Origin of the sequence: Streptomyces dangxiongensis (assembly GCF_003675325.1) — a bacterium.
Lineage (GTDB): Bacteria > Actinomycetota > Actinomycetes > Streptomycetales > Streptomycetaceae > Streptomyces > Streptomyces dangxiongensis.
In genome coordinates, this window is the sequence record NZ_CP033073.1 from 610962 (window position 1) to 634722 (window position 23761).

General features: G+C 73.8%; 24 protein-coding genes and 2 pseudogenes. 15 read left to right on the forward strand and 11 right to left on the reverse strand.

Annotated features, from left to right (window positions below; all coding sequences use genetic code 11):
• The first annotated feature begins 5 nt into the window (after positions 1-5).
• The 4 genes from D9753_RS02910 to D9753_RS02925 all read left to right on the forward strand — a co-directional run bounded on the left by D9753_RS02910 (position 6) and on the right by D9753_RS02925 (position 4022).
• A complete protein-coding gene (locus D9753_RS02910; protein ID WP_121785578.1) occupies positions 6-725 on the forward strand; it encodes a DUF4232 domain-containing protein in 720 nt (239 codons plus the stop codon).
• 253 nt (positions 726-978) lie between these two features.
• The gene (locus D9753_RS02915) at positions 979-2154 is read left to right on the forward strand and encodes a polysaccharide deacetylase family protein (protein ID WP_121785579.1); all 1176 of its coding nucleotides are present in this window, start codon (positions 979-981) and stop codon (positions 2152-2154) included.
• A 65-nt stretch (positions 2155-2219) separates the two neighbouring features.
• Positions 2220-3473: an SLC13 family permease gene (locus tag D9753_RS02920; RefSeq protein ID WP_121785580.1), complete on the forward strand. Its 1254-nt coding sequence runs from the start codon at positions 2220-2222 to the stop codon at positions 3471-3473.
• A gap of 33 nt (positions 3474-3506) precedes the next feature.
• Positions 3507-4022, forward strand: a complete 516-nt coding sequence (locus D9753_RS02925) for a universal stress protein (protein ID WP_121785581.1) — start codon at positions 3507-3509, stop codon at positions 4020-4022.
• Positions 4023-4026: 4 nt separating this feature from the next.
• On the opposite strand, the gene D9753_RS02930 is transcribed toward D9753_RS02925, so the two are convergent.
• On the reverse strand, positions 4027-6024 hold the full coding sequence (locus D9753_RS02930; RefSeq protein WP_121785582.1) for an RICIN domain-containing protein: 1998 nt from the start codon (positions 6022-6024) through the stop codon (positions 4027-4029).
• 278 nt (positions 6025-6302) lie between these two features.
• Entirely contained in the window at positions 6303-7271 is a 969-nt protein-coding gene (locus D9753_RS02935; protein WP_121785583.1) for an aldo/keto reductase, read from the reverse strand.
• Between the two features lie 138 nt (positions 7272-7409).
• Here D9753_RS02935 and D9753_RS02940 point away from each other — a divergent pair, with 138 nt between their 5' ends.
• The gene (locus tag D9753_RS02940) at positions 7410-8258 is read left to right on the forward strand and encodes an endo alpha-1,4 polygalactosaminidase (protein WP_121785584.1); all 849 of its coding nucleotides are present in this window, start codon (positions 7410-7412) and stop codon (positions 8256-8258) included.
• 82 nt (positions 8259-8340) lie between these two features.
• Here the strand turns inward: D9753_RS02940 and D9753_RS02945 are convergent, their stop codons facing one another.
• The 3 genes from D9753_RS02945 to D9753_RS02955 form a co-directional block, all read right to left on the reverse strand.
• Positions 8341-8532 carry a ferredoxin gene (locus D9753_RS02945; protein WP_121785585.1) on the reverse strand — a complete coding sequence of 64 codons (192 nt, stop codon included), beginning with the start codon at positions 8530-8532 and terminating at the stop codon, positions 8341-8343.
• Between the two features lie 12 nt (positions 8533-8544).
• Entirely contained in the window at positions 8545-9774 is a 1230-nt protein-coding gene (locus D9753_RS02950) for a cytochrome P450 (protein WP_121790865.1), read from the reverse strand.
• A 182-nt stretch (positions 9775-9956) separates the two neighbouring features.
• Entirely contained in the window at positions 9957-10415 is a 459-nt protein-coding gene (locus D9753_RS02955) for a nuclear transport factor 2 family protein (protein WP_121785586.1), read from the reverse strand.
• Between the two features lie 191 nt (positions 10416-10606).
• Between D9753_RS02955 and D9753_RS02960 the strand changes: the two genes are divergently transcribed.
• A complete protein-coding gene (locus D9753_RS02960) occupies positions 10607-11056 on the forward strand; it encodes a nitroreductase family deazaflavin-dependent oxidoreductase (protein ID WP_121785587.1) in 450 nt (149 codons plus the stop codon).
• A 104-nt stretch (positions 11057-11160) separates the two neighbouring features.
• On the opposite strand, the gene D9753_RS02965 is transcribed toward D9753_RS02960, so the two are convergent.
• Positions 11161-12318 carry a cation diffusion facilitator family transporter gene (locus D9753_RS02965; protein WP_276209413.1) on the reverse strand — a complete coding sequence of 386 codons (1158 nt, stop codon included), beginning with the start codon at positions 12316-12318 and terminating at the stop codon, positions 11161-11163.
• A gap of 143 nt (positions 12319-12461) precedes the next feature.
• Here D9753_RS02965 and D9753_RS02970 point away from each other — a divergent pair.
• Both D9753_RS02970 and D9753_RS02975 read left to right on the forward strand, forming a co-directional pair.
• Positions 12462-13242 (forward strand): annotated as a pseudogene (locus D9753_RS02970) (glutathione S-transferase C-terminal domain-containing protein).
• Positions 13243-13270: 28 nt separating this feature from the next.
• A complete protein-coding gene (locus D9753_RS02975) occupies positions 13271-13573 on the forward strand; it encodes a DUF4235 domain-containing protein (protein WP_121785588.1) in 303 nt (100 codons plus the stop codon).
• A gap of 9 nt (positions 13574-13582) precedes the next feature.
• On the opposite strand, the gene D9753_RS02980 is transcribed toward D9753_RS02975, so the two are convergent.
• Positions 13583-13975, reverse strand: a complete 393-nt coding sequence (locus tag D9753_RS02980) for a VOC family protein (RefSeq protein ID WP_121785589.1) — start codon at positions 13973-13975, stop codon at positions 13583-13585.
• Between the two features lie 155 nt (positions 13976-14130).
• Complete coding sequence (locus D9753_RS02985; RefSeq protein ID WP_121785590.1) at positions 14131-14976, reverse strand: hypothetical protein; 846 nt, start codon at positions 14974-14976, stop codon at positions 14131-14133.
• A 181-nt stretch (positions 14977-15157) separates the two neighbouring features.
• Between D9753_RS02985 and D9753_RS02990 the strand changes: the two genes are divergently transcribed.
• The 5 genes from D9753_RS02990 to D9753_RS03010 all read left to right on the forward strand — a co-directional run bounded on the left by D9753_RS02990 (position 15158) and on the right by D9753_RS03010 (position 19360).
• Positions 15158-16108 (forward strand): NADP-dependent oxidoreductase, encoded by a 951-nt coding sequence (locus D9753_RS02990; RefSeq protein ID WP_121785591.1) that lies wholly within the window; start codon positions 15158-15160, stop codon positions 16106-16108.
• Between the two features lie 178 nt (positions 16109-16286).
• Positions 16287-16667 (forward strand): anti-sigma factor antagonist, encoded by a 381-nt coding sequence (locus tag D9753_RS02995; RefSeq protein WP_121785592.1) that lies wholly within the window; start codon positions 16287-16289, stop codon positions 16665-16667.
• Between the two features lie 67 nt (positions 16668-16734).
• The gene (locus tag D9753_RS03000) at positions 16735-17385 is read left to right on the forward strand and encodes a DUF4230 domain-containing protein (protein ID WP_205614039.1); all 651 of its coding nucleotides are present in this window, start codon (positions 16735-16737) and stop codon (positions 17383-17385) included.
• A 76-nt stretch (positions 17386-17461) separates the two neighbouring features.
• Positions 17462-18025, forward strand: coding sequence for a VanZ family protein (locus tag D9753_RS03005; protein WP_205614040.1), 564 nt, complete (start codon positions 17462-17464; stop codon positions 18023-18025).
• A gap of 99 nt (positions 18026-18124) precedes the next feature.
• Positions 18125-19360 (forward strand): ricin-type beta-trefoil lectin domain protein, encoded by a 1236-nt coding sequence (locus D9753_RS03010; RefSeq protein WP_121785594.1) that lies wholly within the window; start codon positions 18125-18127, stop codon positions 19358-19360.
• A gap of 9 nt (positions 19361-19369) precedes the next feature.
• On the opposite strand, the gene D9753_RS03015 is transcribed toward D9753_RS03010, so the two are convergent.
• Positions 19370-19615: a hypothetical protein gene (locus D9753_RS03015; RefSeq protein WP_121790868.1), complete on the reverse strand. Its 246-nt coding sequence runs from the start codon at positions 19613-19615 to the stop codon at positions 19370-19372.
• A 275-nt stretch (positions 19616-19890) separates the two neighbouring features.
• A pseudogene (locus tag D9753_RS03025) lies at positions 19891-20700 on the reverse strand (SDR family oxidoreductase).
• 148 nt (positions 20701-20848) lie between these two features.
• Here D9753_RS03025 and D9753_RS03030 point away from each other — a divergent pair.
• Both D9753_RS03030 and D9753_RS03035 read left to right on the forward strand, forming a co-directional pair.
• The gene (locus D9753_RS03030) at positions 20849-21916 is read left to right on the forward strand and encodes a PHP domain-containing protein (protein ID WP_121790869.1); all 1068 of its coding nucleotides are present in this window, start codon (positions 20849-20851) and stop codon (positions 21914-21916) included.
• A gap of 17 nt (positions 21917-21933) precedes the next feature.
• Complete coding sequence (locus D9753_RS03035; RefSeq protein ID WP_121785595.1) at positions 21934-22596, forward strand: HAD family hydrolase; 663 nt, start codon at positions 21934-21936, stop codon at positions 22594-22596.
• Positions 22597-22828: 232 nt separating this feature from the next.
• Here D9753_RS03035 and D9753_RS03040 read toward each other — a convergent pair whose 3' ends face one another.
• Complete coding sequence (locus D9753_RS03040) at positions 22829-23707, reverse strand: alpha/beta fold hydrolase (RefSeq protein WP_121785596.1); 879 nt, start codon at positions 23705-23707, stop codon at positions 22829-22831.
• Between the last annotated feature and the right edge of the window lie 54 nt (positions 23708-23761).

Sequence of the window (23761 nt, forward strand, 5' to 3'; positions counted from 1 at the left end):
GCGACATGGTGAACACCCCCCGGTCCGCGCGGCACGGCGCCCTGCTCCTGGGCACGGTCGCCGTGCTGGGCCTCCTGACCTCCTGCGGCGACGGCACCGACGTACACAGCGACCCGCCGGTCAGCGCCCCCGGTACGGCCGCGCCCGCGCGGGAGACCACGAAGAGCCCGCCGCCCGCCGCGGCCTCCTCCGGGACCGCCGCGCCGGCCCCGTCGAGGGCGACCGCGTCCCCGGGCGGCGCCGCGACGACGGCCCCCCCGGGCACGGCCACGGCGGCCTCGCGCGCCGGCACCCCGGCCGCGCCGGGCAAGCGCTGCCACACCGGCGAGCTGCGCGCCTCCGTGGGCCGCGGTGATCCGGGTGCCGGCCAGGAGAACTTCCCGGTGGTGCTCACCAACACGTCCGCCCGGACCTGCACCCTGCACGGCTATCCGGGCGCCGCCTTCGTCAGCTCCTCCGGCGCCCAGCTCGGCCCCGACCCCCGGCGGGCTCCGGGCTCCCCGACGACCGTCACGCTCCGGCCCGGGCAGAGCGCCTGGGCCGGGCTGTCCTTCTCCAACCCGGGGATCAGTGAGGCCAAGACGGCCACACCGGCCGCGCTGCTGGTCACCCCGCCCGACGAGCACGACCCGCTGAGGGCTGCCTGGACGGGCGGGCAGGTGCCGGTCTCCGGGAACTCCTCGACCGTCCGTCTGACCGTGCTCAGCCCCGGCACCGGCCCCTGACCGCCCCCCTCCCCCGCCCCGCTGTCGCCCCCGAGGCAGCGGGGTTCGTCATGACCGCGCCACAACTGTCACAGGACGGCAACAGCCGCCGCCCGCCGCGATCTTTCCTCACCCTCTCGTCATCGAACCCGGTCGACCACACGGCGAGCGGGCCCTCCAGGGGCCCTGACCAGGGAATCGGGGACGACGATGAGCGGAATCCCACGCAGGCGGGTACTGACGGCGGGGCGCGGCGGCGGGCGCCCTCGGGACATTGGCCGCCTGTTCCTCCGGCACCGGCCTCCGGGTCGGCGGACCGGAGTCTGCGGACGGCCGGGGCACCGCGCGGGCCCGGCCCGTGCGGCCGATCGGCGACGGCTCCACCGCCGACACCGGCGCCCAGCCGCACCAGCCGGCGCCGGTGCGGCTGCGGCCGGGCGTGCGGCCCCCGCAGTTCGTGGTGTTCTCCTGGGACGGCGCGGGCGAGCTGAGCAACCGGCTGTTCTCCCGGTTCCGCAGGGTGGCCGCCGACCACGGCGCCCACATGACCTTCTTCCTGAGCGGCATCTACACGCTGCCCGAGTCCAGGAAGCACCTCTACCGGCCGCCGCAGCACCCGGTCGGCGCCTCCGCCATCGGCTACCTCGCCGACCGGCACATCCACGCCACCCTCCAGCAGATCCGCGCGGCCTGGCTGGAGGGGCACGAGATCGGCACCCACTTCAACGGGCACTTCTGCGGCGCCACCGGCGTGCGCCGCTGGTCCCCGGCCGAGTGGCGCAGCGAGATAGAACAGGCGGTCGACTTCGTGACCACCTGGCGGACCAACACCGGTTTCACCGAGCTGGACCCGCTGCCCTTCGACTACCGCAAGGAGCTGACCGGCGGTCGCACACCCTGCCTGGAGGGCCAGGCGGCCCTGCTGCCCACCGCCGCCGCGCTCGGCTGGACGTACGACGCCAGCTCCCCCGGCGGGCTGCAGAGCTGGCCCGGCAAGGTCCAGGGCGGCCGGGTCTGGGACTTCCCGCTCCAGTCCATACCCTTCGCCGGCCACTCCTTCCAGGTCCTTTCGATGGACTACAACCTGATGTTCAACCAGTCCGGCGGCAACCCGCTCGGCGACCGCGCGCGGTACCGACTGTGGCGCGCCCAGGCCCGCGACACCTATCTGGCCGGTTTCCGGCGGGCGTACGAGAGCAACCGCGCGCCCCTGTTCATCGGCAACCACTTCGAACGCTGGAACGGCGGCGTCTACATGGACGCCGTCGAGGAGGCGATCGGGACGATGGCCGCGTACGACGACGTACGGTTCGTGTCGTTCAAGCAGCTCGTGGCCTGGCTGGAGGCGCAGGACCCGGCGGTGCTGCGCCTCCTGCGCACGCTGCCGCCCGGGCAGGCACCGGCGGGCGGCTGGGCGGAGTTCCTGGGCGCGGCGGGCACCCGGTCGTGAAAGCCGGTCGGAGCGGTCTGTTTTGATGGGTGGGCACCCCGTGATCCGTTCCGGAAGGACCCGCCCTGAACACCGTGCTCGCCGAGGCCCTGTCCGTCGTCCTCCTGGTCGCCGTGCTCGCCTGGGCGGTCGTACGGCCGTTCGGCCGCACGGAGGCGGTCATGGCCGTCCCCGCCGCCGGGATCGCGATCGCGACCGGTGCGATCTCCCTGGACCACGCCCGGGCCGAGGCCGAGCGGCTCGGGCCCGTGGTCGGGTTCCTGGCGGCGGTGCTGGTCCTCGCCCACTTCTGTGACGTGGAGGGGCTGTTCCAGGCGTGCGGGGCGTGGACGGCCCGGTGGGCGGCGGGCCGCCCGGTGCGGCTGCTGACGGCGGTGTTCGCGCTGGCGTCCGCCATCACGGCCGTCCTCAGCCTGGACGCGACCGTCGTACTGCTGACCCCGGTGGTGTTCGCGACGGCCGCGCGCACCGGCGTACGGCCCAAACCCCACGTCTACGCCTGCACCCACCTGTCCAACACGGCGTCGCTGCTGCTGCCGGTGTCCAACCTGACGAACCTGCTCGCGTTCGCGGCGAGCGGGCTCGCCTTCACCCGGTTCGCGGCGCTGATGGCGCTGCCGTGGCTGGCGGCTATCGGCGTCGAGTACCTGGTGTTCCGGCGGTTCTTCGCCCGGGACCTCGCGGCGGCGGCCCCGGCCGGCCGCGATTGCGGCGAGGCGCCGGTTCTGCCGCTGTTCGCGCTCGTGACCGTGGGCGGCACGCTCGCCGGCTTCGTCGTGGCGTCGGCGTTCGGCGTGGAACCGGCCTGGGTGGCCGGGGCGGGCGCGCTGGTGCTGGCCGGGCGGTCGCTCCTGCGCCGCCGGGCGACCGTGCCCGATGTCGTGCGGGCGGCGGCCCCGTCCTTCCTCGTGTTCGTCCTGGCGCTCGGCGTCGTGGTGCGGGCGGTCGTCGACAACGGGCTCGCCGACGTGCTCGGCCACGTGGTGCCGGACGGCACCGGGCTGCCGGCGCTGCTCGGCACCGCGGCGCTGGCCGCCGTACTGGCGAACGTGATCAACAACCTGCCCGCGGTGCTGGTCCTGCTGCCGCTGGCGGCGCCCGCCGGGCCGGGCGCGGTTCTCGCCGTACTGCTCGGCGTCAACATCGGCCCGAACCTCACCTACGCCGGATCGCTGGCCACGCTGCTGTGGCGGCGGATCGTCCACCAGCACGAGCACGACGTGGACCTGGGGGAGTTCACCCGGCTCGGCCTGCTCGCCGTGCCGTCCTCCCTCGCCGTCGCGGTGGTGGCACTGTGGGGGTCGCTCCGGATTTTCTGAGGGGCGCGGACCGAGCCGAGGGAGGCCGACCGGATGCGTGTGATCGCCTGGCTCGTCGAGGGAACCTGGCCCGCCTGCGTGGACGCCGTCCGCGCGCATGCGCCGGACGGTTGCGAGGTGGTGCTGCTCCACGTCAGCGGACCCGATGTGCCGGCGGTGGCGCACGGGGCCTTCGCCGGGCTGCTCGGGCGCGGCGGGCGGCGGGGGCACCGCCCGGCCGGGGGCTGGGAGAGTGATCCCGGTGACCGGCTGGAGGCACTCGGCGGCACGTCGGCGGCGGAGCTTCTGGACGCGGCGGCCGAACGGCTCGGGCGGCCGTGTACGCGGGCGGAGCGCTCGGGCCGCGTCGAGCGGGAGGTGGTGGCCGCCGCCGAGGGAGCCGGTCTGCTGGTGGTGGCCCGGGACGGGGACCGGTCCCGGCTCGGGCCGGGCAGCCTCGGCCCGGCCGTCCGGTTCGCCGTCGATCACGCGCCCTGCCCGGTCCTGCTGGTGTGGCCGGAACCGGCTCCGGAGCTGGGGACGATCCCGCCCCCGCCGTCCGGGCCGTAGGCGCTCAGGGCGTCGGACCGGGCGTGGCCGCGGGCACGGCGGGCGGCACCGGGACGGTGTCGCCCGCCCAGCTGACGTTCTCCATCCGGAGATCGGGTCGGGCGGTGTCGACCGTCCAGCGCTGGCCGGCGCCCGCGGCGGCGCGGGTCTTGAGCACGAGGGCGCCGGAGCCGTCGGTGGCGGCCGGGGTGAGGGCCAGCTCCTGGTCCGAGCGGGGCACCAGGGCGCCCTGGAGGGTGAAGTCGTAGCGGATGGTGCGGGCGGCCCGGCCGGTGGCCGCGCAGGGGGCGAGGCGGACGGAGTAGCCGAGGCGGGAGTCCAGGCACAGGTCGGGGGCGGCGGCGTTGCGCAGCAGCCCGTCGGTCTCGTACGTCCACTGCTGGGCCGGAGCCGCGGAGCAGGCGGTGAGTTCCGTCTCGGCGCCCCGTACGGCCTTCTTGCCGACGATTCCGACGCACAGCCCGGAGGCGAGGTTGTGCAGCCTGCCGTGCAGCGCGCCCTGTCCGGTACCGCTCCCACCGGCCCACGTCGCGCCCGGCGAGGGAGACTTCCCGCCCGGCGTCCGTGACGGCGTGCCCGCGGCACGGGGACCCGGGGCGCCACCGGAACCGTGGACCGCCCACAGCACCAGGGGAAGCGCGACCAGCCCGCCGACGGCCAGTACGGCCACCCCGAGCTGCCGCCGCCGCGCACGCCGCACGGCCCGGTGGAGCGAACGGGGGGAGCCGGGGGGCACGGGGGCGGCCGGGTCGGCGGGCTTGTGGGGGCCGGTGCGACTGGTGGGTCCGGCGGGGGCGGCGTGTCCGGCGGGGCCGGCGCTGTCACCGCGCCCTCCGGTCTCCCCGGGCCCGCCGGTGTCGGCGGATCCGGGAGGAACGGTGGAGGCGCGGAACCCGGCCGCTCGCCTGAGGGCGCCCGGGATCCGGCGGCCGGCGGACCCGGCGCGCTCGGCCGCCCGGCCGGGACCGGTCGCCGTACCCGACGCGGCCGGGTCGGCCGGCCCGGCGGGTGCTGCGTGCCCCGCCGGGCCCGCGGGTCCCGGGCCGGTGAAGGATTCGCCGGCCCGCGGGGTGGCGGCGTCCCCGGCGTGGGACGGGAAGGCGTCCCCGGCGCCGTACGGGGACGCGTTCCCGGTGCCGGGCGGGAAGGCGGGCTCGTCCGCCAGGGGCACGGTGGCGGCCGGAGGCGGCGCGGTGGGCGCCTCGGCGCGGCTCGTCCTGGACTCCAGGTAGCCGTGGGCGCCCCAGCCGAGGACGGCTTCGGCCAGCGCGGCACCCAACCCCGCGTTGAACCGGTCAAGCTGGTCGGCGGTGCGGGTGCAGTGGGGGCAGCGGGCCAGGTGCCGGCCCAGGTCGGGGTCGATGTCCGTGCCGCCGCGCCGGAAGGTCACGTCGAGCATGCGCAGATAGCGCCGGCACTCGTCCTCGGGGGCGAGTTCGCGGTGCGCCTGGAGGCATTCGTCGCGGAGCCGTTCGCGGGCCCGGCGGAGTTCGACGCCGGTGTTCTCCTCGTCCAGACCGAGCAGGGCGGCGGGCGCGGACAGGGGTTCGGCCTCGACCTCGGTGTGCCACAGCACGGCACGGGAGGTCTCGGGCACCCGCTGGAACGCGCGGGACAGCAGCCGCCGGCCGGGCGGCGGGAGCAGCCGGGCCGCGACGCGCTCGCCGGTGCCGTCGTCGGGGCGCAGGGCGGGGTGGAGGAGTTCCCGGCGCTCGTCGGTGTCCCACTCGGCCGCGATCCGACGGACCACGACCAGCAGGTGGGGCCGCCAGGCGGCGGTCGGCCCGGCCTGGCGGAGGGAGGCGCCGAAGAGCCGGGTGAACGCGGCGGTGGTGAGCATCCCGGCGGCGCGCGGACCGTCCGTGCACAGCCGGGCGTAGGCGAAGGCGGCCGTCCAGTGCCGGTCGAGGAGTTCGCCGACCGGATGCAGCGCGGGTGACGTTCCCGTCCATTTCCTCAGTGCGGCACCGAGCTGCTCGTCCGACGGGCCTGCCTCATGCACGGCTGCATTCCTCCAGAAACGAAACGGGAATTAGTCCATACCAATGAGTACGGGGAGAGGTCGGGGCAGCTCGAAATACACGGGGAATGTGTGTGCCCGCGCGCCGACAGCCCACACTTTTACACGACCGAACACACTCGAACAAGAGATCTTCTGGTTCGCCGGCAATTGCTTTTCGGTATTTCCTTGTTGACGCGCCGTCGAAGAAAGCGTTCTTCCTGCCTTTGCCGCCGCGTCCGTGCGACGCGGAACGCGCGTCGCACGGACCGCCGGAACGGTCAGTGACCGCTGACCGCGCGAGCGGTGTAGGGCCGCTCCAGTTCCTCGGCCTCCTCGTCGCCGAGTTCGAGATCGACGGCCGCGACCGCGTCCTCGATGTGCCGCGCCTCGGCGGCGCCCACGATGGGGGCCGTCACCGTGTCCCGGCGCAGCAGCCAGGCCAGGGCCACCTGCGCGCGCGGCACGCCGCGGTCGGCCGCGATGCGGGTGACGGCCTCGACGATCGCGCGGTCGCTCTCCAGGTACAGCCGGCTGCCGAAGTCGTCGGTGGCGCTGCGTCCGGTGACCGTGCCCCAGTCGCGGGTGAGCCGGCCGCGGGCGAGCGGGCTCCACGGCAGCACGCCGACGCCCTGGTCCGCGCACAGGGGCAGCATCTCCCGCTCCTCCTCGCGGTAGAGGAGGTTGTAGTGGTTCTGCATGGACACGAACTTCGTCCAGCCGTGCCGTTCGGCGGTGTGCTGCGCCTTGGAGAACTCCCACGCGTACATCGAACTGGCGCCGATGTAGCGCACCTTGCCCGCCTTGACCAGGTCGTGCAGCGCCTCCATCGTCTCCTCGATCGGAGTGGAGTGGTCGTAGCGGTGGATCTGGTAGAGGTCGACGTAGTCGGTGCCGAGGCGGCGCAGGCTGTGGTCGATCTCGCTCATGACGGCCTTGCGGGACAGCCCGGCCCCGTTGGGGCCCGGCCGCATCCGGCCGTTGAGCTTGGTGGCCAGCACGATCTCGTCACGGTCGGCGAAGTCGCGCAGGGCCTTGCCGACGATCTCCTCGCTGGTGCCGTCGGAGTAGACGTTGGCGGTGTCGAAGAAGTTGACGCCCGCCTCCAGCGCCTGCCGGATGAGCGGGCGGGACGCCTCCTCGTCGAGGGTCCACTCGTGCGTGCCGCGGTCCGGCAGCCCGTAGGTCATGCAGCCCAGACAGATCCGCGAGACGTCCAGGCCCGTCGAACCGAGCTTCACGTACTGCATCGTTGCTGCTCCTGCCGTCGGAACGATCGTCACGGCAGAGCCTACGACGGGGCCCGGGGCCGACTTGACGGCGCCGGTGTGCGGGCGATTTGATCCTGACCGTGCCGCGCCGCCCGGCGTGGGCAGGATGGAGCGGACTTGCCCACGGGTGTTCTCCGCGCCGCAGGGCCCCTGCCGGCCCTGGGCGCCGTGTCAGCGGCCCTGATCGTCGCGGTGACGGCGCTGACCGGCTGCGCCCCCGGCCACCGGGGCGAGCACGGTGCGGCGAGGCCGGCCGCGCTGCGGCTGCCCCCGCGCGGCGCCGGGTTCGACTACCAGATCGGCGGCGCCTATCCCCCGCCGAAGGGCGTGCGGATCGTCAGCCGCGACCGGTCCGACTCCCCCGCGCCGGGCCTGTACAACATCTGTTACGTCAACGCCTTCCAGGCCCAGCCCGCCGAGCGCTCCTCTTGGCCGGCCGACCTGCTGCTGCGCGACGCGCACGGCGCGGTCGTCATCGACGAGGACTGGAACGAGCCGCTGCTCGACCTCCGCACCCCCGCCCGGCGGAAGCGGGTGGCACGGCGGGTGAACACGTGGATCGACGACTGCGCACAAAAGGGCTTCGACGCCGTCGAGCCCGACAACTACGACAGCTACACCCGCTCCCACCGGCTGCTCACCGCGGCCGACGCGACCGCGTTCATGACCCTCCTCTCCCGCCACGCGCACACCCGGCACCTGGCCATCGCGCAGAAGAACACCGCGGAACTGGCCGGGCAGCGCCGACGGGTCGGGCTGGACTTCGCGGTGTCGGAGGAGTGCGGGCAGTACGACGAGTGCGAGGTGTACGCGAAGGCGTTCGACGACCGGGTGGTGGACATCGAGTACACCGGCGCGGGGCTGCGCACGGCCCGTGCCCGGTGGGGCGGCCGGCTGAGCATCGTCCGCCGTGACCGGGACGTGTCCACCCCGGGCAGCGCCGCGTACGTCCGCAGGGTGCGCTAGGTGTGCCGCGCCGGGCAGCCGGGGCCGTACGGCGGCCGGTGACCCCTGACGGGGCGTCAGGGGCCGCGGCGTTCGCGGGGTGTCAGGGGGTCAGGGTGATCGCGCTCACCGGGCAGGCGCGGGCCGCCTCCCGGACCATCGGGTCGCCCGAGCCGTCCTCGCGGCCCGGGACGAGGGTGCTGTAGCCGTCGTCGTCCTGGGTGAAGACTCCCGGTGCTGCCAGCGCGCACTGTCCGGCGCCGATGCAGGCGTCCTTGTCGATGTCGATGTGCATGAGGAGAGCCTCTTACCAGGTCACGGGGAGTTCCAGCATCCCCTGGATCGTGTCGCCGGGTTTGAAGGGGATCTCCTCGGCGGGGGCGGCCAGTCGCAGGCCGGGCAGCCGCGCGAACAGGCTGCCGAGGGCGATCTCCAGTTCCGCGCGGGCCAGGTTCTGGCCCAGGCACTGGTGGATGCCGAAGCCGAACGCCATGTGGTGGCGGGAGGGGCGGTGGAGGTCCAGGGCGTCGGGGTCGTCGTACACGGCCGGGTCCCGGTTGATCACCGAGGTGGCGAAGAGCACCGCCTCGCCGGCCCGGATCGTGGCGCCGGCGACCTCGATGTCCTCGACCGCCACCCGCTGCAGTCCCTCGGCGATGGACAGCATCCGCAGCAGTTCCTCCACGGCGGCGGGCAGCAGCGCGGGGTCGGCGCCCAGCTCGGCGGCCCGGCCGGGTTGCCTGAGCAGCGTGTAGGTGCCCAGGGAGATCATGTTGGCGGTCGTCTCGTGGCCGGCGACCAGCAGGATGATGGCCAGCGAGACGGCCTCGGTGCGCTCCAGCTCCCCGGTGCGCAGCCGCTGGTGTACCAGTTCGTCGAGGATGCCGTCGCCGGGCTCGGTTTCCTTGGCCTTGGCGTCGATCAGGCCGCCGAGGTACTCCTCCAGCCGACGGCGGGCCTGTTCGGTGTCCTCGCCGGTCGGGCCGCGCAGCAGTCTGCGGGACTGCTCCTCGAAGAACTCGTGGTCGGCGTAGGGCACGCCGAGCAGGCCGCAGATCACCATCGACGGTACGGGCAGCGCGAAGGCGGAGACCAGTTCGGCGGGCGGCCCCTGCTCGATCATCGCGCCGAGCAGCTCGTCCACGATCCGCTGGATCCCGGGGCGCAGTTCCATCGCGCGTCGGACGGTGAACGACGGGATCATCATGCGCCGCTGCCGCTGGTGCTCGGGGTCGTCCTCGCCGAGCAGGGCCACCCTGCGGTTGCGGGCGGCCTCGAAGCGGGCGGTGACCGCGGGGAAGCCGGGGCGGCGGCGGTCGGCGGACAGGCGGGGGTCGGCGAGCAGGGTGCGGGCGGTGGCGTGCGCGGTGACCGCCCACACCTCGCGTCCGTCGTAGAGGGTGACGCGGGACAGGGGACGCCCGTCGCGCAGCGGGTCGTATCCGGTGGGCGGGTGGTAGGGGCAGGTGCGGTCCTGGGGGAAGGCGACGGGTTCGGCCGGGGAAGCCGGGCCGGTGGTGTCCGTCAGTTCCGTCATGGAAGAGACCTCGCAGACGAAGGGGTGCGTCGTGCCGATCTTCATTAGATGCCCAGGGCATCTATAGGTCGACGCCAAGTTCGGCCAGTTGGGCGTGGTGCGCGATCTGGCCGGATGCGAGGGGCCGGGGGGGCGGAAACCGGCCGCGGTTCACGCCCCCGGGGGTGCGCTCCGCCGGTGGCTCAGGGCAGCCGCGCGGCACCCGCTTGCGGGGCGAAGGCACGGGCGACGGCGAGGCTGTCCTCGTACACGTGGTGCCGTACGACCAGGCCGTCCCGGACGGTGAGATGCAGGGCGAAGCGGGCGCTGTAGGGGCGGCCGGTCGGGGCGGCGGTCTGCCGGATGACGCCCAGCACGACCGCGTCCTCGCCGTCGGCCAGGATGTGCCCGACGGTGGTGCCGGCCTCCTCGGGGACGTGGTGGGCGGCCAGTTCCCGGTAGTGCGCGGCTGCGTCGGCGCGGCTGGAACGGTGCCGGATCCACGGCGTGTCGGCGCGGCCGTGCTCCTCCTCCGGCCAGTCCAGCCGCCAGTCGCAGTCCTCGGCGTACAGGTCGGCGATCGACTGCGGATCGCCCTCGCCGATCCTGCGCAGGAGTTCGTGGACGACGGAGCGGGTCGCGGCGGTGCGGTCGGCGGACATGGGCGGCTGCCTCCCCGGGCGGGTGGTGATCGGGACGGGGACCACTGTGCCGCGGGGGGCGCGGCGGCGCGATGACCTCCGAGGTAATCACCGCGTCGGCGGACGCGGCGCGCGGTAGGGATGAATCGTGCGACCACCGGTGTTACGCCGGTGACAGAGATCCGTTGGACCGACGAAGGGACCGGACATCCATGCCGCTTGAGGGTGAGTACGAGCCCAGCCCGACGCAGTGGGTGCGCGAGCAGGTCGAGCTGTACGAGAGTTCCGGCGGGACGAAGGGCACGACCCTGCTCGACACCGGGCTGCCGGTGATCCTGCTGACCACCCGGGGTGCGAAGAGCGGGAAGCTCCGCAAGACGCCGCTGATGCGGGTGGAGCACGAGGGCCGGTACGCGGCGGTCGCCTCGCTCGGCGGCGCGCCGCAGCACCCGGTCTGGTACTTCAACGTGACGTCGGACCCGCACGTCGAGCTTCAGGACGGTCCGGTCAAGCGGGACATGCGGGCCCGTGAGGTCACCGGGGCCGAGAAGGCCGAGTGGTGGGAGCGGGCGGTGGCCGCGTTCCCGCAGTACGCCGAGTACCAGCAGAAGACGTCGCGAGAGATCCCGCTCTTCGTGCTGGAGCCGGTCGACGGTAGCTGACGCGAGGTCGCCGGCGGGGTTCGGGTTCCGGCCGGGAGGCGGCCCGATTCAGAAAAATCTGTTCCGGGAAGGTGTGGACCCGTTTCCCGCCGGGCAGTCGCTCGTCAGGCCCCGCCGCGCTCCCCCGTCGCGGCGGGGCTTTCGTGTGCCCGGTCCGCCGGCCGGTCGGTGACGTCGAGGAAGATCTGGTCGGCGTCCGGGAACGTGTGGGTGAGGGAGCGCTTGATGCGTACGGAGACTTCCTCGACGCGCTCGCTGTCCAGGCCCGGCACCAGGTCGATACGGGCGGCGACCAGCGTGGAGTCGAGGCCCATCTGCATGGTGAACAGCCCTTCCACGCTGTCGATCTCCGGCTGGGCCCGCAGCAGCGCCCGGATCCTGCCGCTCAGTTCCGGGTCGGCGGCCTCGCCGATGAGCTGGTCGCGGGCGTCGCGGCCGAGCCGGAAGGCGACGTAGACCAGCAGTACGCCGATCGCCAGCGAGGCGGACGCCTCCCAGACGACCTGCCCGGTCACCATGTGCAGGGCCATCCCGACCAGCGCGAGGGTGACGCCGAGGACCGCCGTGGCGTCCTCGGCCACCACCGTGCGCAGCGCGGGGTCGCGCAGCCCGGCCAGGCCGCCGCCCTGCCCGCGCACCTGGTGCAGCGCGCGCAGCAGGGACACGCCCTCGGCGACCAGGGCCACGCCCAGTACGGCGAGGCCGACCACATAGCCGCTGAACGACTCCTCGGCGCCGTTGCGCAGGGCCTCGACGCCCTGGAAGACGGAGAAGCAGCCGCCCATGACGAAGATGCCGACGGCGGCGAGCAGCGACCAGAAGAACCGTTCCTTGCCGTAGCCGAAGGGGTGCCGCGTGTCGGCGGGGCGGCGGCTGCGGCGCAGCGCGGCCAGCAGGAAGACCTCGTTGAGGCTGTCGGCGACGGAGTGCGCGGCCTCCGACAGCAGCGCGGGCGAGCCCGCGAGGACACCGCCGACCGCCTTGGCGACGGCGATGACCAGGTTGGCGGCGAGCGCCACGAGGACGGTGACCTTGGTGTGATGGTCGGCCCGGGACTCGCCGCCGCCGTCCGCCTCGTCGGCCCGGGACTCGCCGCTGTTGTCCGCCCGGCCGGCCCGGGACTCGCCGCTGTCGTCCGCGCGGTCGTCCGGCGGACTGCCGGACCGGCTGCCCGAGCCGCCGTCGGGTCGGCCGGCGTCCTGGCCGCGTCCGGGCGGCGCGGCACCGTCCGCTCCGTTCACCGTTGGCGTTTCGCTGTCCACGGCCGTACGTTCGGCCGTCTCCCGTTCCGATGATGTCCCACTCACCTATCGCCGACTGCCCCCGACCCGACGGCTCACACCGTGCGGGACCGGCGGAACGGGGAACGCGGTCGCCCGGAGGATCCCGGCGGCGAGGAGGAGACATGGGCGGCGACGGCCACCGCGCGTACGGCCACAGCACGTTCCACCGGTCCAGGAGCCACTTCGCGAACCGGATCACCGCCGACGGCCGGGACGGCTGGCCGGTGGAGGCGGGCCGCCACCGGCTGGTGGTCTCCCGGGCCTGCCCGTGGGCGAGCCGGGCGGTGATCGCCCGCCGGCCGCTGGGGCCGGAGGACGCCCTGTCGATGGCGGTCGCCGGCCCCCTGTAGGACGACCGCAGCCGGCGGTTCACCCTCGACGTGGCCACCGAGTGGACGGCCCTGCATCGCGACGGTGCGCCCGGCCTGTACCCGGCCACCCTGCGCCCGGAGATCGACGAGGTGATGGCCGGCCGTGTTCCGGCGGCTGGAACTGCTCGGTGAGCGGCTGTCCGGACGACGGTATCCGGTCGGTGACACCCTCACGGAAGCGGACATCCGGCTGTTCACCACGCTGGTCCGGTTCGACGCCGTCCACCACGGCCACTTCAAGTGCAACCGCTGGAAGCCGGCGGAGCACCCGGTGCTGTGGGCGTACGCACGGGACCTGTTCCAGACGCCCGGCTTCGGCGACACGGTCGACTTCGGCCACATCGAGCGCCATTACTACCAGGTGCACTCCGGCATCAACCCCACCGGCATCGTGCCGCTCGGCCCGGACTCCGGGGGCTGGCTCGGCCCCCAACACCGCGCGGAGCTCGGCGGCCGGCCGTTCGGGGACGGTACGCCGCCGGGGCCGGTGCCCGCGGGCGAACGGGTGGCCCGGCGAGGACGGCCCGCATGAGGACCGCTTCACGAGGAAGGAGTCATCCATGGCCAAGAACAAGAAGAAGAAGCTCCCTCTCGCATATCAGCCGGTCGGATTCGTGCTCAGCTGGGCAGGCGGCGCCCTGGCCGGCATGGCCTTCCGCAAGGCGTGGATGGCGATCCGGCACGAGGACGACGCGCCCGACGCCCTGGACCCCGACCGCGGCTGGGGTGAGATCCTGCTCGCCGCGGCGGTCCAGGGCGCCATCTTCGCGGTGGTGCGCAGTGCCGTCGACCGCACGGGCGCGAAGGCCATCGAGCGGTCGACGGGCGTGTGGCCGGCGACCGACAAGGGCGGCCGGGACTGAGCCGGCCGGTCAGCCCTGCTTCGGGGCCGTCGAGGGCTGCAGACGCAGGGTGAAGGAGTGCCCGGCGGGGTCGGAGTACCCGCGTTCCTCGTACGGCCCCGCCGCGTCCCTCGTCTCGATCGGCCGCCCGCCGAGCCCGACCACCCGGCGCTCGGCCTCGTCCAGGTCCTCGACGAGGAAGTCGAGATGGGCCTGGAGGGAGTTCTCCGGGCGCGGCCAACTGGGCGGCGTCGCGTTGACGTCCCGGCGGAAGGCCAGCCGGATCCCGTCGGCGCCCCGGATCTCCACGAGGTTGGCGGACTCCGCGGTCCGTTCCCCTTCCAGCAACTCCCGGTAGAATTCGGCGAGTTTCTCGGGCTCGGCGCAGTCGAGCACCACGACGCCCGCTTTGAACAGTGCCATGTTTCCTCCCGGCGGTTTCCCTGCGGCTGTCAACGTCCCCCTGCGGATATCCCGGGCCGCTCGAATCAGTCGGCGGGCGCGGCGTGTCGGTCCAGGCGCAAGTCGCGTTCCGGGTAGGGCGGTTGCCGGTCGTCCGCCGCGCGGCCGACCGGCTGTCAGTCGCAGCCGGTGCGCTCCTTCGCGCGCGGCCAGGCCTCCACGCCGTGGGAGGTGCGGACATAGGCCGTGTTCCGGTCGTCCGTGAGCCACAGCCGCCGGCCCGGGTAGTGGTATCCGGTGTCGTGGGCGGCGGCGGGCATGCGTACGTCCCCGCGGTACGGCGCCCGGAGCAGACCGTCCCGGCCGAGGACGCCGTCGGGGTCACGGACGTACGTCCGGCCGTCGAGCCGGAGGAAGTGGGCCGACTGCCAGCCGCAGTGCGCGGAGCCGGCGGAGCCGCTGATCCGGGTGACGGGCAGCCGCCTGCCGTGTCCGTCGGTCCACACCTCCCAGCCCCAGGCGGCGGCGTACCGGGCGGGCAGTTCGGCCGGGTCGCAGGAGGCGTTCGTCTCCGGGCCCCAGCCGGGCCGGTCCTTCTGGTCCCTGGCCACGACGACCGCCACCTTCGTACGCCCGGCCACGTCGTAGGAGTACAGGACCCGGTCCGCGGACCGGCGCTCCACGCGGTAGCCGCTGTCGGGGTCCTGCGGCTCGGCCATGTCGAAGTAGCGGGCCAGCCCCTCCTCGGGGGTGTCCCCGCCGTCGGCGGCGCTCCACGCGTCCGGGCCGGAGCCGTCGAAGATCTCTCCGTCGCACTCCAGCGCCCGGCCGGCCGCGCCGGAGGCCAGCCGCAGGGCGCGCGGCCCGGTGCCCTCGGTGTTCCTGGTGGGCACGTGCAGCGGGCCGCTGTACGGGGACGCCGGGGGCGTGCCCTTCACCACCAGGCCCGGCGGGGGCCCGGTGTCGCACCCCGCCGCCGACACGGCCGTCAGCACCGCCACCGCCACGATCCCTCTGCGCATGCCCAACCCTTGTTCCCGTGGTTCCCGTGCTCCATGTGCTCCTCCGACGCCGGGGCGGACCGGAACGTTCAGCGGGTTCCCCGGCTCCGGAGCGGGTGGTCGCCGGGCTTGGCAGGATCCTGTCGAAAGGTGGCCGTCGTGCCATGTTCCGGACGGGCGGACTCCGGCAGGCTGGGTCACCATGAGCGATGTGAACACGATGCGAGCCATGAGCCAGGACGTCCTCGGCGGTCCCGAGGTCCTGAAGTACGTGCAGGTCGAGCGGCCGAAGCCGGGCCCGAACCAGGTGCTGGTCCGCGTGCGGGCGGCCGGGGTGAACCCCACCGACTGGAAGCACCGGGCCACCGGCGGGTTCCTGGGCGAGCCCCCGTTCGTCCTCGGCTGGGACGTGTCCGGCGAGGTCGTCGAGAACGGGATCGGCGCCGCCGCCTTCGAGCCCGGGGACGAGGTCTTCGGCATGCTGCCCTACCCCTTCGGCCACGGCTCGCACGCCGAGTACGTGATCGCCCCGGTCCGCGCCCTGACCCACAAGCCGGCCTCGATCGACCATGTCCGGGCGGGCGCGCTGCCGCTGGTCTCCCTGACCGCCTGGCAGGCGCTGACCGAGCACGCGGACGTGCGGCCCGGGCAGCGGGTGCTGATCCACGCGGCGGCCGGCGGGGTCGGGCACGTGGCCGTGCAGATCGCCAAGGCGCGCGGCGCGCACGTGATCGGGACGGCGAGCGCGGGCAAGCACGACTTCCTGCGGGAGATCGGCGTTGACGAGCCCGTCGACTACCACTCCACCGACGTCACGGAGGCGGTGCGGGACGTGGACGTCGTCCTGGACACGCTCGGTGGGGAGACGGCCGTACGGTCCCTGCGGACGCTGCGGCCGGGCGGTGTCGTGGTGTCGATCCTGCCGGGAGGCTCCCAGGAGTTCTACGACGAGGCCGAGCGGCTCGGCGTGCGCGGGGTGCGGATGCTGGTCGACGCCGACCGCGCCGGGATGCGGGCGGTCGCGGAGCTGGCCGAGTCCGGGAAGCTGACGGCGGCGATCGCCGGCACGTTCCCGCTGTCCGACGCCGCGAAGGCGCACGAGCTGGGCGACACCGGGCGGACCACGGGCAAGCTGGTGCTGCTGGCGGACTGAGCGGCCCCGGCGGCCGGCACGGGCCGGCCCCGCCGGCCCGTGCCCCGACCGCCCCGATTCTCGGGCACGCGCCAAACTCGAAGACATATGTCAATCGAACATGCTCAAATTCCTCCCATCGAGGGTAACTTGACGATCGGGAACCGACGTCCGGGCGCGGGTGGGAGGTGGTGCCGAGGTGCGACACGAGCCCGAACCCCTCACCCGGCAACTGGGCATGTACGCCTGCCGTGGGCACACGGTGCTGGAGTTCCGGGGCGAGATCGACATCGTCGCGGCGACGGAGATCGGTCCGTTCCTCGACCGCGTGACCGGCCGGCCGGGTGTGCGGGTCGTGATCGACCTCAGGCCGGTGGAGTTCTTCGACTGCTCGGGTCTGCGGCTGCTCTACCGGGCGCGTCTGCGGGTGCTGGAGCGCGGCGGACAGCTACACCTGGTGTGCACGCACCCGCTGACCCTGCGCGTCCTTCGGGTCACCGGTCTGGCCCGGCTGCTGCCCGCGCACCCGGACCTGGCGGCGGCCCTGGCCCGCTCGGAGGCCGCCTCCGGCTCGCTGTGAGGGGCAACGCGCCTGTCTGATCCGGCCCTTGGCGGGAATCCGGTCAGCAGGAAGGAGGCCCTTCGCGATGACGACTTCCGTCAGACGCCTGCCCGGTTGGGCCAAGGCCGTGGCCGCGCTCGTCCTGGTGCTCGCCGTGCTGTTCGCCGGGATCCGGCTGGCCGTGCTGCCGGGCATCAAGGACCTGTTCGGCACCGAGACCCACGACCGTTCCGGACCCGCACTCCTGAAGTCCGTGCGGGACATGAGCCGTTACGACGCCGCGTCCGGCAGCTTCCAGGTCGTCGTGGACCTGGAGAAGGACGCCAGGTTCCTGCCGGACGCGATACGCGGCACCCGCACCCTCTATGTCGGCGCGGGCACCGTGGACGCCTATGTCGACCTCGGCCGGCTCGGTGAGAAGGACGTCACGGTCAACGGCGACCGTACGTCCGCCGCGCTCCGGCTGCCGCACGCACGGCTCGGCACCCCAGCCCTCGACCCCCGCCACTCCTACGCCGTGTCCAAGCAACGCGGACTGCTGGACCGGCTGGGCGACCTGTTCTCGGACAATCCCAACAGCGAGCAGGCCGTGCAGAAACTCGCCGTCCGGCACATCGGCGACGCGGCCAGGAGCAGCGGGCTGACCGCCCGCGCCGAGCACAACACCACCGCCATGCTCCAGGGTCTGCTGCGCTCCCTCGGCTTCAAGGAGGTGCGCATCTCCTACGGCTCCTGACCGGCGCGGCGGCATCGCGGGGCGCGGCGCGGGTATGCGGCTTACGGAACGCGGAGGTTGACGACTGGAGGACCCGATGGCCCGTACCGCCCTGCGCCTGCCCGCGGTGCTGCGTACCACGAGGAAGCGGCCCGTGACCGAGGAGCCCCGGCCGCAGCAGCCCGCGCGGCGGCACGCGCTGCCGCTGCCCGTCCGGCTGCTGGCGGTCCTGGCCGCGTTCGCGTTCATGGTGGCGTTCGCCGTCGTGCTGGCCCGGATCACGCTCCAGCCGTCCCCCGCGTCGGTGTCCCTGACGCACAGCAACCTGCACCCGGGCAGCTCGCTGAGGGCCTATCTGGAGCACGCGCCGATACGGGACGCGCTCCGCCAGGTCGGTGGGAACGTGCTGCTCGGAGTGCCGTTCGGGGTTCTGGTGCCGGTCCTCGCGCCGCGCGCCCGGGGGATGCTCCACGTCCTGGTGCTGACGGCGCTGGTGATGCTGATGGTGGAGCTGGTCCAGGGGGCACTGATCACCGGACGGGCCTTCGACATCGATGACGTCATCCTCAACACGACCGGGGCGCTGCTGGGTTGGCTGCTGCTCGGGCGGCGGCTCGGGCGCGGGGTGCACCGGCGTGTGCCCGAGTCCCCGGCCGAGTAATGGCGGCAACAGGTCCGTACCAGAGTATTGACGGCCCCTTAACTCAACTCTTAAATCAAGAGGCATCACATTCGCTCCCCCCACATCGAACGGAGAGCCATGGCCTCCCCGCGTGTGCTCCGCAGATGTCTCCTCGCCGCTCTGTCCGCCGCTCTGATCGGCTCCGCCGCCGTCGGCCCCGCGCGGGCGCAGACCGCCGCCCCCGCGGCAGCGGCCGCCGCCACCTTCTCGGACACCTTCGACGGGCCCGCGGGCGCCGCGGTCGACTCCTCGAAGTGGACCCTGGAGATCGGTGACAACGTCAACAACCACGAACGGCAGTACTACACGTCCGGCACGAAGAACGCGGCCCTGGACGGCCAGGGCCATCTGGTGATCACGGCCCGGAAGGAGAACCCGGCCGGCTACCAGTGCTGGTACGGAAGCTGCCAGTACACCTCGGCCCGGCTGAACACGGCCGGCAAGTTCCAGGCCACCTACGGCCATGTGGAAGCCCGGATGAAGATCCCGCGCGGGCAGGGCATGTGGCCCGCGTTCTGGATGCTCGGCACGCCGGTCAACTGGCCGGACTCGGGTGAGATCGACGTGATGGAGAACGTCGGCTTCGAGCCCTCGACCGTGCACGGCACCATCCACGGCCCCGGCTACTCCGGCTCGGGCGGCATAGGCGCCGGCTACACCCTGCCGGGCGGGCAGGCCTTCGCGGACGCCTTTCACACCTTCGCCGTCGACTGGGCGCCCGGCTCGATCACCTGGTCGGTGGACGGCACCGTCTACGAGCGGCGCACCCCTGCCGACCTCGGCGGGAAGACGTGGGTGTACGACAACAAGCCGTTCTTCCTGATCCTGAACCTCGCGGTAGGCGGCTACTGGCCCGGCGACCCGGACGGCTCCACCCGGTTCCCCCAGGAGCTGGTGGTGGACTCGGTGTCCGTGACGACCGCCGGCAGCCCCTCCGGTGTGCCGGTCCGGGGCCTCGCCGGCAAGTGCGCCGACATCGCCGGCGCGAACAGCGCCAACGGCACGCCGGTCCAGCTCTACGACTGCAACGGCACCCCCGCGCAGCAGTGGACCGTCGGCTCGGACGGCACGCTCCGCGCGCTCGGCAAGTGCCTGGACGCGACGGGCAACGGCACGGCCGACGGCACGACCGTCCAGTTGTGGGACTGCACCGGCGGACCCAACCAGAAGTGGACCGTCACGGCGGCGCACGACATCGTCAACCCGCAGGCGAACAAGTGCCTCGACGTCACCGGGAACAACTCGGCCAACGGCACCCGGCTGCAGCTCTGGACGTGCTCGGGCGGCGCCAACCAGAAGTGGACGGTCGGCTGAGCCGTCCGCTCAGTGCAGCCTCCAGGTGTACTTGTCGCCGCCCACGAAGCGGACCACGTCCGGGTCGTCCAGATCGTGGATGGGCAGGCCGTGGGCGGCGGCGGCCTCCAGCACGTCGGTGACGGTCCGCGCCTCGCCGATCACCTCACCGTCGATCTCCATGATCCTGAACGGCGGCTCGCCCGGCCTGCCCGGGCACACACCGAGGACCAGGATCCGCGGTCGGGACATGTGGGGAACTGCTTGTTCGGTCATGCCATCGAGGGTAGAACGCAACCCGCCCGGGCGGGCCGTCCACCGGAGCCGTCCGGGAGACCGAGAACCGCCGCCTCGACGGGCCCCTGCGTGGCCGGACACGGCGACGTCGGTGCCGGTCAGCACGCGCAGCGCCTCGTCGAGGTCGTCGCCGTGCAGGTCGTGCCAGGCCCCGCGCTCGTGGAGGCGGGGAAGCGGTCGCCGCCTCGCGCCCGCAGCGGATGCGCCGGTAGCCGGGGCCGTCGCGGGAACTGGTGCGCAGTCTCATCGGCCTCTCAGGGCCGGCGCCAGTCGTCGCTGGTCAGATGCGAGCCGGCCTGCGGGGCCCATGCGGAGCATGCCGCCGTCCACGCTCCAGGAGGCGCCGGTGACGTAGGAGGCGTCCGGGCTCGCCAGGAAGGCGATGACGGCGGCGACCTCACGGGCGTCACCGGGCCGGCCGAGCGGCACTCCGGGACGGCTCACGGTGTGCACGTCGGTGTCCTCCTGGCCGGTCATCGGGGTGGCGATCTCGCCCGGCGCGACCGCGTTCACGGTGATGCCGTACTCGGCCAGCTCCAGGGCCATCACCTGGGTGAGCAGGCCGAGCCCGCCCTTGGCCGCGCAGTACGGGGCCGCGCCGACCCGGGGCTGGTGCTCGTGGACGGAGGTGACGTTGACGATCCGGCCGCCGTCACACCCTGCCGGATCATGCGCCGGGCGGCCCGCTGCCCGAGCAGGAACGGGCCGACGAGGTCGACGTCCAGGACCCGACGCACCTCAGCCGGGTCCAGGTCGAGGAATGGCGTCATCGTGCCCGTACCGGCGTTGTTGACCAGCACGTCGACGCGGCCCAGCTCCTCGCAGAGACCGTCCACGACGTCGGCGGCCTCGGGCGGCCGGGTGAGATCGAGCTGCGCGACGACGGCCCGGCGGCCGTGCGCGCGGATCTCCTTCGCGGTCTCCTCGGCGCCCTGCTCGTCGGAGTGCCAGGTGAATCCGACGTCCAGGCCCGCCTCGGCCAGCCGTACGGCGGTGGCGCGGCCGATACCGCTGTCCGCGCCGGTGACGACCGCCGTGCGGCGCGGTGCGGCTGGGCTGGGCATGACAGCCTCCTCACGTCCGGGTGATCACCGCAGTACCCGAGGGCGGGGCGGGCGAAACCGGTTCCCCGGGGCGTGTGGGGCGGCGTACGGGGCGTGTCGTTGCGGTTCGCCGCGCCCCCACGGGGCGCCTGGTGTGAACCTGGTGTGCATGGAACCCGTCACCGCCCTGGACCGGATCGCCTTCCTGCTGGAGCGGGCCCTCGCCCCCACCTACCGGGTACGGGCCTTCCGCACCGCCGCCCGGGTGCTCGCCGCGCTGCCCGGCGAGGAGGTGGCCCGGCGGGCCGAGGCCGGGACGCTGGAGACGCTGAAGGGCGTCGGGCCGAAGACCGCCCAGGTGGTGCGGGAAGCGCTGGCCGGCGAGGTGCCCGGCTATCTGCGCACGCTGGAGGAGGAGGCCGGTGCGCCGGCCCCGGCGGACGGCCCCGGCGCCGCGCTGCGGGCACTGATCCGCGGGGACTGCCACACCCACTCGGACTGGTCCGACGGGGGCAGCCCGATCGAGGAGATGGGGCGGGCGGCGGCCTGTCTCGGGCACGAGTGGACCGTGCTCACCGACCACTCGCCGCGGCTGACGGTGGCCCGCGGGCTGTCGCCGGACCGGCTGCGCGAGCAGCTTGAGGTGGTGGCGGGACTGAACGCGCGCTGGGCGCCGTTCCGGCTGCTCACCGGCATCGAGTGCGACATCCTGGAGGACGGCTCGCTGGACCAGGAGCCGGAGCTGCTGGAGCGGCTGGACGTCGTCGTGGTGTCGGTCCACTCCAAGCTTCGGATGGACGCCCGGTCGATGACGCGCCGGATGGTGGCCGCCGTCCGCAGTCCGCACGCCGACGTCCTCGGGCACTGCACCGGACGTCTGGTGACGGGCCGGGGGCGGCCGGAGTCGGAGTTCGACGCGGCGGAGGTGTTCGCCGCGTGCGCCGAGTCGGGCACGGCCGTGGAGATCAACAGCCGTCCGGAGCGCCTGGACCCGCCCCGGCGGCTGCTGCGCGCGGCGGTCGAGGCGGGGGTGTTGTTCGCGGTCGACACCGACGCCCACGCACCCGGCCAGCTCGATTGGCAGATCCTCGGCTGCGCCCGGGCCGAGGAGTGCGGGGTGCCGCCCGAACGGGTGGTGACGACCTGGTCGGCCGGGGAGCTGCTGGGCTGGACGCGCGAAGGCAGGCTGCCGGCACGCGTGGCCGGGTCCGGGCGTGGTACCCGGTCGGGGAGCTGAGGACGAAAGGACCCCGTATGGACCGCGCCGCCGTGTTCGACGTCGACGGAACCCTCGTCGACACCAATCACCTGCACGTCGTGACCTGGTGGGAGGCGTTCCGGCAGGCGGGTCACGACGTGCCCATGCACGCCGTGCACCGGGCCGTCGGGCTGGGCTCCGATGACCTGGTCGCCCATCTGTTCGGCGACGACCGGGACAAGGAGCAGGACGCCGCGCTGAGCGACGCGCACAAGGCGCTGTACGGCCAGTACTTCGACCGGCTGCCCGCCCTGCCGGGTGCGGCGGAGCTGCTGCGGCGGCTGCGCGCGGACGGCTGGACGGTGGTCCTCGCCACCTCGGCGAGCGGTGCCGAGCTGGGCGCGCTGCGCCGGGCGATCGGCGCGGACGACGCCATCACGGACACGGCGAGCGCCGACGACGTGCGGGAGGGCAAGCCGGCCCCGGAGCCCGTGGAACACGCGCTGGAGCTGGCCGGGGCCCCGGCCTCCCGGGCGGTGTTCGTCGGGGACACCGTCTGGGACATGCAGGCGGGCAGCACGGCCGGCGTCCGCTGTGTGGGGGTGCTGTGCGGCGGGATCCCCCGGGCCGACCTGGAGGAGGCGGGTGCCGAGACCGTGTACGCCGACCCGGCCGACCTGCTGGACCGTCTGGCGGAGAGCCCGTTCGGCGGGGAGTGACGCAGGTCATGCGGGCGGGTGGAACACCCCAGGGTTGTTGCCCGTTGAACCAACTGTGGGTGTGGACGGGACAGTGTCCCCGGGCCTCACCTTCTGCCCACAGGGACGATCGTCCGGCTGAAGCCCTGTGGAGCGTCTCGCCGCGAGGCGACCGCCGTCCGCACCCACCTTCGACCGCCCCGGCCGTGATTCCCCCGTCACGGCCGGGGCTCTTCCGTGCCCGGCGGCCCGTTCACCTGCCGGTGCGCTCCGCCCCGGCAGGTACGGCCGCCCGCCCGGTCCCGGGACCGAGGAATTCCCGCAGGTCCGCCGTGAGCAGCTCCGCGTGTGTGGTGAACAGGCCGTGACCGCCGTTCTCGTAGACCTTCAGGGTGCCGTCGGGCACCAGGCGTGCCGCCCGCTCACCGGTCAGCCCCACCGGCGCCGAGGTGTCGTGGGTGCCGTGCACGACCAGCACCGGGACGCCGACCGTGGGCAGCTCGGCGGTGAGGTCCAGGCCGGCGACCACGGCCCGGACACCGTTCGAGGCGCGCGGCGTGGCGGTGAGGCAGCGGTCGATCAGATGGCGGACGTACTCCGGTGAGACCTCGTTGCCGGGCCGGTGCACGGCGAAGAAGTCGTCCGCCGAGGCGGCGAAGTACGCCGCCCGGTCACGCCGGAACACCTCGTCGTCGGCCTGGACGACCGCCGGGTCCACCCCCGCCGGCAGGCCCGGCGAGCGGACCAGGCCCGGGGAGACCCCGGCGACCAGGGCGGCCCGGGCCACGCGCGCGCTGCCGTGCCGGGTCAGACAGCGGACCACCTCGGCCGTGCCGACCGAGTGCCCGACCAGGGTGACCTCGCGCAGGTCCAGATGGTCGAGCAGGCCGTGCAGGTCGTCGGCGAGGGTGTCCAGGTCGTAGCCCGTCCAGGTGTCCTCGGACCGGCCGTGGCCCCGCCGGTCCAGGCCGACACAGCGGTAACCGGCCTCCGCGAGCGGCAGCATCTGGTGCTCACACATGTCGTGGCCGAGATAGGCACTGGCGGCGAAGACGGCGACGGGCCCGGTGGCGGGGCCGTGGTCGGCGTAGTGCAGACGGGCGCCGTCGACGGGACTGGCGAAGTACGGCATGGGGGCCTCCTCGGGTCGCGGTGCGGGCCGACGGCGGGACGGGACGTCCGCCGT